This is a genomic window from Chromobacterium sp. IRSSSOUMB001 (genome assembly GCF_023507765.1).
In the GTDB taxonomy this organism is placed as follows: domain Bacteria; phylum Pseudomonadota; class Gammaproteobacteria; order Burkholderiales; family Chromobacteriaceae; genus Chromobacterium; species Chromobacterium haemolyticum.
The window spans coordinates 1-846 of record NZ_JALCYU010000053.1 but is presented as its reverse complement, the minus strand read 5'-3'; the positions used below and the strand labels follow the sequence as shown (position 1 = coordinate 846).

At 61.3% G+C, this 846-nt stretch carries 1 protein-coding gene; it reads left to right on the top strand.

Annotated elements, in window-relative coordinates; translation table 11 throughout:
- Nucleotides 1–846, top strand: an 846-nt coding sequence (locus MOV80_RS23270; RefSeq protein ID WP_275975397.1) for a calcium-binding protein, incomplete at both ends; no start/stop codon positions are given.

Sequence of the window (846 nt, the reverse complement as noted above, 5' to 3'; positions counted from 1 at the left end):
CTGTTCAATCTGGGCGATGGTCAGGACCTGATCATCGACAAGGCGGATGCGGATATTGCGCGTGAAGAGTACCGCGATGAACTGCGCTTTGGTGTCGGCATCAAGGAAACCGACATCCAGGTGCTGCGCAGCGGCAACGACATGGTGTTCCGTCATGTCAACGGCCAGGACAGCGTGACGGTGAAAGACTGGTTTACCGATCGGGTGTACTGGATCGAGCAGATCACCTTCGCCAGCGGCGTGAAGTGGACGGCCGAGCAACTGATGCTGCAGGGCGTGCCTTTGGTGGGCACGGAACTGGGCGACACGCTGCGCGGCGGCAATGTCAACGACTGGATCCTGGGTAACGGCGGCAACGATTCGCTGTACGGCGGCAACGGCAACGACCTGCTGGAAGGCGGGGCTGGCGATGACGGCCTGTTTGGCGAAGAAGGCAACGACACCTTGCGTGGCGGTGCAGGCAACGACACGCTTAACGGCGGCAACGGCGCCGATCTGCTGGAAGGCGGCGATGGCGACGACGTGATCTACGGCAATAATGATGGCGGTGGCTGGCGCGTAGAGGGTGACACCCTGCGTGGCGGCGCTGGCAACGACCAGTTGTTTGCCGGGTGGAGAGGTTACGACAACGTGTTTGAAGGCGGCGCTGGCAACGACACGCTGACGGGCAGCTATGCGCGCGACACCTATCTGTTCAATCTGGGCGACGGTCAAGACCTGATCATCGACAAGGCGGATGCGCCGACGGTCAACGACGCCTACCGTGATGAGTTGGTGTTCGGCGTAGGTATCAAGGAAACCGACATCCAGGTGCTGCGCAGCGGCAACGACATGGTGTTCCGCCAC